This is a genomic window from Pseudomonas sp. (assembly GCF_050739995.1).
In the GTDB taxonomy this organism is placed as follows: domain Bacteria; phylum Pseudomonadota; class Gammaproteobacteria; order Pseudomonadales; family Pseudomonadaceae; genus Aquipseudomonas.
In genome coordinates, this window is the sequence record NZ_JBOICG010000333.1 from 1 (window position 1) to 8,509 (window position 8,509).

Sequence of the window (8,509 nt, forward strand, 5' to 3'; positions counted from 1 at the left end):
CATTGAGGCCATGGAGCAACAGGTGCGCGCGCGCCTGCTGGCGATTGCCGAGAAACGTGGCTTGAGTGTGACCATCAGCCCCCACTGGATCAGCCCGGCTACGCCATTCGACGCCGATTGCGTGGCGTGCGTGCAATCGTCGGTGGACGCCCTAGGCTACAGCCAGCAACGCATTGTCAGCGGCGCCGGTCACGATGCTATCCACTTGGCGCGCTACTGCCCGACCGCGATGATCTTCATCCCTTGCGTCGGTGGCCTGAGCCATAACGAAGCCGAGGATGTACTGCCCGAGGACGTACGCCAGGGCACCGATGTATTGCTTAACGCCGTGCTGAAACGCGCCGGCCAGGTTCAGTAAGGAGATAGCCCATGCGTACTTTTTTCCACCCCGAACAACTTCTGCACCATCCACGCAGCTATTACTCCCGTGGCCAGATGCGCACGCCGCAGGAAGTCCCCGAGCGCGCCCGCAACCTGCTGTTGGCCGCGCAAATCCTGGGGTTTGAGATTCAGCAGCCGACGGACTTCGGCCTTGATCCATTACTTGCCGTGCACAGTGCGCCGTACCTGGCCTTCCTTCAGGAAGCGCACCAGCGTTGGAAGGAAATCCCTGAGGACTGGGGCGACGAAGTCATGTCCAACATCTTCGTGCGCGAACCCAACGCCTTGCGCGGCATCCTTGCCCAGGCAGCGCGCTACCTGGCCGATGGCAGTTGCCCTATAGGCGAATTGACCTGGCGTTCGGCCTACTGGTCGGCCCAAAGCGCCGTTGCTGCAGCCAAGGACATCCTCGATGGCGCGCCGGCCGCTTACGCCTTGTGCCGACCGCCGGGCCATCATGCCCGTTACGATGCCGCGGGTGGCTTCTGCTACATCAACAATGCGGCGGTGGCTGCACAGGTACTGCGCGACGGTTTCCAGCGCGTTGCCGTGCTCGATACCGATATGCACCACGGCCAAGGTATCCAGGAGATTTTCTACGAGCGCGATGATGTGCTGTATGTGTCGATCCATGGCGACCCCACTAACTTCTACCCAGGCGTGGCCGGTTTTGCGGAGGAGCGTGGGAAGGGCGCGGGAGAGGGATTCAATCTCAATTTGCCGATGGCCCACGGCGCCAGTGAAGCCCTGTTTTTCGAGAAGGTGGAGCGGGCGTTGTCTGCCGTGAAGGACTTCTCGGCGGATGTGTTGGTGTTGTCCCTGGGCTTTGATATCTACGAGCTGGACCCGCAGAGCAAAGTCGCGGTCACGCGAGAAGGGTTCGCCCGGTTAGGCGAGTGCATACGGGCGCTGGGGTTGCCGAGTGTGATCGTGCAGGAGGGTGGGTATCACCTGGAAACGCTGGACAGTAATGCGCAGGCGTTTTTCGCCAGTCCGCAGGTGTGGGCCCGGTAATGCGCACCCTGGCGCTCGCGTGCCAGGGCTGCGCGTTCAGCGAAGTGCCTTACGGTGCGACGGTGTGGGCCTCCGGTGCCAATTCCAACACCCGGTTCCTGCCTCCTTCCGCCAACAGATAAGTCCCTCGACCCGTCGGTACAATCGACTGCGGCGCTTTGAGGAAAGACAGAATGGTTTGTTGCTTGCCCTGAGGGTCTACCAGCAACAACCGCGCCCGGTGTGTCGAGTCCTCGTTGATCCACAACCCACGTTCATCGCACATCAGGAACGTCGGCTTGTTCAGGCCCGCGAGTACCACCGGGTCTTGGCCGTCGTCGGTCAACTCACGCACCACACCTTTCTTCTTCTCCGTATAGAGCATCCGCCCATCCGTGCAGCGCACAATGGACTCGCCTTCCTGCACCTGATCGCGCAGCACGCTCAGGGACTGGTCGCTCCAACGGTAGCGCATCAGGCGACCGGTGGGCTTGCGGTCTTCAATGGCGTAGAGGTCGTCGCCCTCGACCCACAAGCCTTGTACGTTTTCACCGCGGAACAGTTCCGTGACGACACCGTCCTTGAGAAAGCTGACGGGCGCATTGTCAGACTCCTGGCTGAACACCCAGCCGCCACGGGTGGCGACCATGCCGTCGGGTTTGGACAGGTTGCCCACCACGACTTCGCGTTTTCCATTCCCATGGATACGCACGATACTGCCTAGCCCATCCTTGAGTTCCTGGGTGACCAGCAGCGAGCCGTCGTCCAGTGGCATCAGCGACGCGGCCTTGGCCACATCGCGATGAATCACTGCATAGCTCCAGCCATCGGTGGCACGCACGGGGTAAAAACTCTGCCAGGCAAAAAAGCCCAGGGTGGCGGCACAGAGCAAGCCGAGGATCCATGCACCGAATCGTAGTGTTCGGTAGGTTTTTATTGTTTGGGTCATTGATGTACGCCGAAGGGGAATGGGAAATAATCGAGTCGGACACCCTACCAAGCCTGCCGTTGAACTTCACCCTGGGATAATCGGCTGTCCCTGGAAAACGGTACCTGTATGCATCACCGACAACCCGATGTCAGTCTTTGTCGTTCTGCAACAGCGCTGTGTAATCTTGCCCGCCGTAAAACACGCCTATGATCGACACGGCTTGCGCCTGTGAATCCACCGTGAAGGCGATGACGGTGGTCTGTCGAAAATGAGTAGTGCGTAAGTGGGATAGCAGTTCGTCACGGCGGGTGCCACGTAACGGAAATACGCAAAGGCTTTCGCAATAGCTGATGATGTTGTCGACGAATCGTGCGGCGATGAGTGGGTCTCTGTTGGTACTGATGTAGTCTTCAAGGGCGTCAAGTTGGGCCAACGCCTCAGGCGAAAAGGCCACTGAGTAGCTCACGATTTACCGTTGCTTTTTCGTTGGCGCTTGGCGGCCATGTGCTGCCGAACTTGATCGACAGAGAGGGCCCGCTCTGGGTCGGCTTGCAAGGCAACAGCCGCCGGGACCACTTGCTCACGCAACCAGTCATCCATGGCCCGGTCCCGCGCCAGCAAGGCCCGTAGACCGTCACGTATGACTTCACTTTCGGTCGCATATTCACCCGCTGCGACTTTGGCTTTGACCAGTGCGGCCATTTCCAGAGGCAGCGTAATGCTCATTTGCTGGGTCGAGCGCATGGGGACGTCCGTCAATGATGGGTAGGATTCAATCCTACTCACCCCTTTGGTTGTTGCAAGGGGTAACTGACCGGCGTAACTGTCAGGTGTCTCATGGCTAATCCAAAAACTATCGGCATTCATGCAGGTCGAGCCTCACGGCGGCATCAGGATTGAATTGCAAGTATTGCCGCCATTTCCCGATCTTGCTTCTACGCCTCGCCGATAAAGTGCTGAATTTTATGACTTCATATTTGTAGCCGGCTATTGAGACAACCGCTGCATGACGTCACATCCACTCCCGTACGATAATGGCTCTCCCCCGACAGCCACTGGCCACCTCCGTGATCATCAACTTCGACCTCAACGACCTCCAAGCCTTCCGCGCCGTGGTAGACAAGGGCAGTTTTCGCGGCGCCGCCGAGGCCATCCGTATCTCGCAACCGGCTCTCAGTCGGCGTATCGAGAAGCTTGAATCAGCCCTCGATGTGAAGCTGTTCGAGCGCACCACCCGACGCGTCAGCCTGACCATGGTTGGCCGTGCGTTCCTGCCCCAGGTCGAGCGTATGCTCGATGACCTCGACATTGCCTTGATGGGCATCAGCAACGTGGCGTCCACGCGCATGGGCAACGTCACCATCGCCTGTGTGCCGTCTACCGCTTATTACTTCATGCCCCACGTGATCTCCGAGTTTCACAAGTTGTACCCGAAGATCCGCTTGCGGGTGCTGGATGCCAGCGCCGGTGAGGTGTGCAATGCGGTGGAGAGTGGCGAGGCGGATTTCGGCGTGAGTTTCAGCGGCAGCCTGGCCGATGAAGTGGAGTTCGAGCTGCTGTTGCAGGAACGCTACGTATTGGCCTGCCGTCGCGACCACCCACTCGCTGAGCGAGAGAGTGTGAGCTGGGCCGAAGCCTACGAACATGACTACATCACCGTGGATAAAACCTCAGGCAATCGCTTCCTGCTGGACCAAGCCTTGCGCGGCGTGCGAGTCAAGAAACCGAGTATCTGCGAGACCCACCACGTGACCACGATGATTGGGCTGGTGGAGGCTGGGCTGGGCGTGGCGATGGTGCCGTCGATTGCGATGCCGGCGTGCGAGCACCCGATTCTGGTGAGTGTGCCGCTGGTGGAGCCGCAGGTGATGCGCAATGTGGGCTTGATAAAACGCCGCGGGCGGACACTGCCGCCAGCGGCGCTGGAGTTGGAGCGGTTGGTGCGGGAGATGCCGTTTCGGTCAGCGTGACACCGAGTCCAGGCCGGTGGATTGCACTACCGGTTGCGCCTCGGGCGAAGCCAGGTATTTCAGCAGCGCCTTGGCCTGGGCGGGGTGTTCGGCGTTGACCGGAATACCCGCCGCAAAACGCGTCACGGACTGCACGTCTTCCGGGATCTTGCCGACATACGTCACCCCCGGTACCGGCAACAGTTCCGCCACCTGTTGCAGGCCCACCTCGTAGTCACCCTTGGCGACCTGTTCGGCCACCGGGAGGCGTTCGATCATGGTGCCTTTGGCGGGCATGCCGAGCTTCTTGAACAGCTCTTTCTCGACATACACACCGCTGGCGCTGTCCGAATACGCCACTGACTTGGCTTGGCTCAACACGGCTTTCAACTCGGCATCGGTGCCGATTGCGGGTTTGGCTGCGCCGGCTTTCACCACCAGGCCGATGCGCGAATCCGCCAACTCCACGCGGGACGCGGGGTCGACCTTGCCTTGCTTGATCAAGTCATCCAGGGCATAGCCGACCATGATCACTACGTCAGCGTGTTCGCCACGCGCCAGGCGGTTGGGAATCGCTTCCGGCGCTTTGCCCATGGACGGGCCGAGGATGGTGTCCAGGGTGTCACCACTCGCCCGGGAATATTGCGGACCGAGCAATTTATAGGCGGCCGTGAAGCCGCCAGAGGTCATCACCTTGAGTTCTTCGGCCTGGGCCGTCAGCGCCAGGGCGCCGAGGGCCAGGGCCGCGAGGCTGTTGAGCAGCGGCCGCATCACACCGCCTCCTGCATCACCTGCCCACGGGTATTGGCGCGGCGGTACAGGGCCAAGGTCGAGCACAGGGCGCACAGCGCGGCAAACATCATCCAGTAGGCCGGCGAAGCCTTGTCTTCGGTGATGTGAATGAACCAGGTGGAGATCGCCGGGGTAAAACCGCCGAAGATCGCGGTCGCCAGGCTATATGCCAGGGAGAAGCCGGCCACGCGCACTTCCACCGGCATGATTTCGGTCAGGGCCGGGATCATCGCGCCGTTGTACATGCCGTACAGGAAGGAGAACCACAGCAGGGTTTCCAGCATGTGCGCGAAGCTCGGCGCATTCACCACGAACGACAGCGCCGGGTAAGCGGTGATCACGGTGAGGGCGGTCATTACCACCAGCACCGGTTTGCGCCCGAAGCGGTCGCTCAGGGTGCCGCCGATCGGCAGCCAGACAAAGTTTGACACCGCCACCAGCAAGGTCACCAACAGGGCGTCGGAGGTGCTCAGTTGCAGCACGGTCTTGCCGAAAGTCGGCGCGTACACGGTGATCAGGTAGAAGGCGGTAGTGGTCATGGCGACCATCAGCATGCCGCCGATCACCACGGTCCAGTTCTTCGCCAGGGTCGCCAGCACTTCACGCATGCTCGGGCGATGCTTGCGGTTGGCGAACTCTTCGGTTTCCTGCAGGTTGCGCCGCAACACGAAGATGAACGGGATGATCACGCAACCGATGGCGAACGGAATGCGCCAACCCCAATCGGCCACCACGGCTGGTTCCATCCACTGGTTCAGGCCATAACCCAGGGCGGCCGCGACCACGATGGAGATCTGTTGGCTACCGGACTGCCAGCTGGTGTAGAAGCCTTTGCGGCCCGGGGTGGCCATTTCAGACAAGTACACCGACACGCCACCCAGTTCCGCACCGGCCGAGAAGCCTTGCAGCAGGCGGCCCAGCAGTACCAGCAAGGGTGCCCACAGGCCAATGGCTTGATAACCCGGCACCAGCACGATCAGCAGCGTGCCGCTGGCCATGATCGACAAGGTAACGATCAACCCTTTGCGGCGACCGACGTCATCGATGTAGGCACCCAGGATGATCGCGCCCAACGGACGCATCAGGAAGCCTGCGCCGAACACGGCGAAGGTCATCATTAATGACGCAAACTCATTGGCGGCGGGGAAGAACGCGGCAGCGATATAAGTGGCGTAGAAGCCGAACAGAAAGAAGTCGAACTGTTCGAGGAAGTTACCCGAAGTCACGCGGAAAACCGCACCAACTTTCGAGCGGGCAGAATCGGGCCGAGAAGGGCTAGTCATGGTTTTGTGTCTCCAGCGTTCTTTTTAAAGTGCTTGTTTCGCTTAAGACCGCGGATAGTGGCTGACACATTTAGAAATGATAAGTGAGTTATTTGGATGTATTGATGCGCGCAGGTTATCAATCGGGGCGACCAATCAAAATGCCCACCCTGTTCTATGCTGAAGGTGTGACCAATTCTTACGGATGGGAGGTGGCTATGGGTAATGAACAGAAGAAGCGGGATGAGCCGGAGCGTGAACAACCCCGGCGTCAGCGCGAAGAGGAAAAGCCCCAGACCTGGAAGCATCCTGACGACGGTACGGAACTGTCCGAGCGTGACCAGGAGTTTCCGCTCAAGCCTTGAAAACACGTACCCCGATCAATGGATCGGGGTGCACAACTCCACCAGCGTTCCATCTGGGCAGCGCACGTAAGACACCACTTGCCCCCAGGGCTTTGTGTTCGGTGGCGACAGCTCTGTCGCGCCTTGCGCAAGGGCCTTGGCGTGGGCGACGAACACATCTTCGGTGACGAAACCCACTTCCATCCCTAAAGGCTTGCGTGACGTGTGGGCTTGCACATGGCCGCCGTCGAAGTTCATTTCCCCCAACTCATGGGCGGCAAACGACAAGGTGGTGTCGCCGGTTTCCAGCTCTCCATAGGTGCCTGATTCATGCAGGAAACGGCGACTGAAACCGAAGGCTTTTTCAAAAAAAGCCAGGGAGGCGGCAACATCCGGTACGTAGATGATGGTGTAGGCGAACTTCATGGTTGGCAGTCCTTGCACATAGATAAGTAGCTGAGATTAAACCAGCAGCGACGTCGGAAATCCCGCCGCCAGCACCATATAGGCAATCACTGCCGCCAGGCACAAGCCAATAAATACTCGCAGCAGCGTCCTGACAGTAGGGTTGGCGATGAGTTGGACAACCCAGAGACAGAACCCGGCTACGACAATAGCCAAGGCGGAAATGACCAGCACGATGGTGTTCCTTTGACCTTCAAGAGCTGATTTATAGTCCCAAAGTGGTTCGATGAACAGTGTTCACATAGACGCAGCCTCGCGGGCTTTCTAAACTGCCGGCTGTCTTGGGGAAAGGGGCAGGCGCCGATGAATCGTAATGAACTACGCAAGGCCGACATCAACCTGATGGTGGTCTTCGAAGCACTGATGCTCGAGCGCAACGTGACGCGGGTGGCGGAGAAGCTGTTTCTTGGCCAGCCCACCATCAGTTCGGCCCTCAACCGTCTGCGCACATTGTTCAATGACCCGCTGTTCATCCGCGTCGGTCATCGCATGGAACCAACGGCGCGGGCCGAGGAGATCATCCAGCACCTGTCGCCGGCCTTGGATTCACTGTCGTCGGCCCTGAGCCTGACCCACGATTTCGACCCGTCCCAGAGCACCATGACCTTCCGCATCGGCCTGTCCGATGACGTCGAATTCGGCCTGCTGCCGCCGTTGTTGCGGGCCTTGCGCCAAGAGGCCCCCATAGTGGTGTTCGTCGTGCAGCACGTGGATTACTGGCGCATCCCGGACCTGCTGGCGTCCGGCGATATCACCGTCGGCATCACCCAGACCCGCGGCCTGCCGGCCAATGCCAAGCGCAAACTATTGCGGCATATCCGTCCGTGCCTGTTGCGTGCCGATGCCTCGGACACACCGCTGACCCTCGACGAATATTGCGCACGCCCCCATGTGCTGGTGTCCCACACCGCGAACGTGGCCGGGTTTGCCGATGAGTGGCTGGCGGAGATTGGCCGCAAGCGCCACGTGGTGCTGTCGGTGCCTCAATACAGTGCGCTGCCGGCGTTGCTCGCCGGCACCGACATGATCGCCAGCCTGCCGGATTACACCGCCCAGGCCATGGCCGCCGGAGGCAATCTGTTCTGTGAACCGTTCCCGTTCGAAACCCCGACCCTGGACTTGTCGATGGTCTGGCTCAGCCACGTTGACACCGATCCGGCGGAGCGCTGGATGCGTTCGCGGCTGGAGGCGTTCATGAGCGAGCGGGACATGCTGCCGGTGGTCGCACCCAAATCTTGAGATAAAACCTTCAGGGAGATCCAGGCATGGCCCCATCCCGTTCCTTGCTGCGTGGGCGCGGCAGTCATGACAGCGGCAAGGTTGGCATGGTCGAGCTGTTTTTCGACCTGGTGTTCGTGTTTGCCGTGACCCAGTTGTCCCATTCGCTGCTCG

13 protein-coding genes are annotated in these 8,509 nt (G+C 60.0%); 6 read left to right on the plus strand and 7 right to left on the minus strand.

Annotated features, from left to right (window positions below):
• A partial coding sequence (locus tag ACRESD_RS11105) for a M20/M25/M40 family metallo-hydrolase (RefSeq protein ID WP_431750949.1) occupies positions 1-358 on the plus strand: 358 nt, incomplete at its 5' end.
• Positions 359-369: 11 nt separating this feature from the next.
• Positions 370-1,395, plus strand: coding sequence for a histone deacetylase family protein (locus ACRESD_RS11110; protein ID WP_431750950.1), 1,026 nt, complete (start codon positions 370-372; stop codon positions 1,393-1,395).
• 49 nt (positions 1,396-1,444) lie between these two features.
• Here ACRESD_RS11110 and ACRESD_RS11115 read toward each other — a convergent pair whose 3' ends face one another.
• The 3 genes from ACRESD_RS11115 to ACRESD_RS11125 form a co-directional block, all read right to left on the minus strand.
• A complete protein-coding gene (locus tag ACRESD_RS11115) occupies positions 1,445-2,323 on the minus strand; it encodes a hypothetical protein (RefSeq protein WP_431750951.1) in 879 nt (292 codons plus the stop codon).
• Positions 2,324-2,453: 130 nt separating this feature from the next.
• On the minus strand, positions 2,454-2,771 hold the full coding sequence (locus tag ACRESD_RS11120; RefSeq protein ID WP_431750952.1) for a type II toxin-antitoxin system RelE/ParE family toxin: 318 nt from the start codon (positions 2,769-2,771) through the stop codon (positions 2,454-2,456).
• On the minus strand, positions 2,768-3,049 hold the full coding sequence (locus tag ACRESD_RS11125; RefSeq protein WP_431750953.1) for a ribbon-helix-helix domain-containing protein: 282 nt from the start codon (positions 3,047-3,049) through the stop codon (positions 2,768-2,770). The genes ACRESD_RS11120 and ACRESD_RS11125 overlap by 4 nt, the downstream gene beginning before the upstream one ends.
• Before the next feature lie 323 nt (positions 3,050-3,372).
• On the opposite strand from ACRESD_RS11125, the gene ACRESD_RS11130 reads away from it, so the two are divergent.
• Positions 3,373-4,275: a LysR family transcriptional regulator gene (locus ACRESD_RS11130; RefSeq protein ID WP_338480057.1), complete on the plus strand. Its 903-nt coding sequence runs from the start codon at positions 3,373-3,375 to the stop codon at positions 4,273-4,275.
• Here ACRESD_RS11130 and ACRESD_RS11135 read toward each other — a convergent pair.
• Positions 4,267-5,025: a substrate-binding domain-containing protein gene (locus ACRESD_RS11135; RefSeq protein ID WP_431750954.1), complete on the minus strand. Its 759-nt coding sequence runs from the start codon at positions 5,023-5,025 to the stop codon at positions 4,267-4,269. The genes ACRESD_RS11130 and ACRESD_RS11135 overlap by 9 nt on opposite strands.
• Entirely contained in the window at positions 5,025-6,329 is a 1,305-nt protein-coding gene (locus ACRESD_RS11140) for an MFS transporter (RefSeq protein ID WP_431750955.1), read from the minus strand. The genes ACRESD_RS11135 and ACRESD_RS11140 overlap by 1 nt, the downstream gene beginning before the upstream one ends.
• Positions 6,330-6,526: 197 nt before the next feature.
• Here ACRESD_RS11140 and ACRESD_RS11145 point away from each other — a divergent pair, with 197 nt between their 5' ends.
• A complete protein-coding gene (locus tag ACRESD_RS11145; RefSeq protein ID WP_431750956.1) occupies positions 6,527-6,673 on the plus strand; it encodes a hypothetical protein in 147 nt (48 codons plus the stop codon).
• A gap of 15 nt (positions 6,674-6,688) precedes the next feature.
• On the opposite strand, the gene ACRESD_RS11150 is transcribed toward ACRESD_RS11145, so the two are convergent.
• Entirely contained in the window at positions 6,689-7,078 is a 390-nt protein-coding gene (locus ACRESD_RS11150) for a VOC family protein (RefSeq protein ID WP_431750957.1), read from the minus strand.
• A 36-nt stretch (positions 7,079-7,114) separates the two neighbouring features.
• Complete coding sequence (locus ACRESD_RS11155; RefSeq protein ID WP_431750958.1) at positions 7,115-7,291, minus strand: hypothetical protein; 177 nt, start codon at positions 7,289-7,291, stop codon at positions 7,115-7,117.
• 129 nt (positions 7,292-7,420) lie between these two features.
• Between ACRESD_RS11155 and ACRESD_RS11160 the strand changes: the two genes are divergently transcribed.
• The gene (locus ACRESD_RS11160) at positions 7,421-8,356 is read left to right on the plus strand and encodes a LysR substrate-binding domain-containing protein (RefSeq protein ID WP_431750959.1); all 936 of its coding nucleotides are present in this window, start codon (positions 7,421-7,423) and stop codon (positions 8,354-8,356) included.
• 26 nt (positions 8,357-8,382) lie between these two features.
• Positions 8,383-8,509, plus strand: a 127-nt coding sequence (locus tag ACRESD_RS11165) for a low temperature requirement protein A (protein ID WP_431750960.1), incomplete at its 3' end; no start/stop codon positions are given.

Excerpts from the sequence above, each read along its gene's own strand:
- ACRESD_RS11135 (WP_431750954.1), bottom strand. The coding sequence starts at position 5,025 with ATGCGGCCGCTGCTCAACAGCCTCGCGGCCCTGGCCCTCGGCGCCCTG.
- ACRESD_RS11150 (WP_431750957.1), bottom strand. The coding sequence starts at position 7,078 with ATGAAGTTCGCCTACACCATCATCTACGTACCGGATGTTGCCGCCTCC.
- ACRESD_RS11140 (WP_431750955.1), bottom strand. The coding sequence starts at position 6,329 with ATGACTAGCCCTTCTCGGCCCGATTCTGCCCGCTCGAAAGTTGGTGCG.
- ACRESD_RS11115 (WP_431750951.1), bottom strand. The coding sequence starts at position 2,323 with ATGACCCAAACAATAAAAACCTACCGAACACTACGATTCGGTGCATGG.
- ACRESD_RS11110 (WP_431750950.1), top strand. The coding sequence starts at position 370 with ATGCGTACTTTTTTCCACCCCGAACAACTTCTGCACCATCCACGCAGC.
- ACRESD_RS11125 (WP_431750953.1), bottom strand. The coding sequence starts at position 3,049 with ATGCGCTCGACCCAGCAAATGAGCATTACGCTGCCTCTGGAAATGGCC.
- ACRESD_RS11160 (WP_431750959.1), top strand. The coding sequence starts at position 7,421 with ATGAATCGTAATGAACTACGCAAGGCCGACATCAACCTGATGGTGGTC.
- ACRESD_RS11145 (WP_431750956.1), top strand. The coding sequence starts at position 6,527 with ATGGGTAATGAACAGAAGAAGCGGGATGAGCCGGAGCGTGAACAACCC.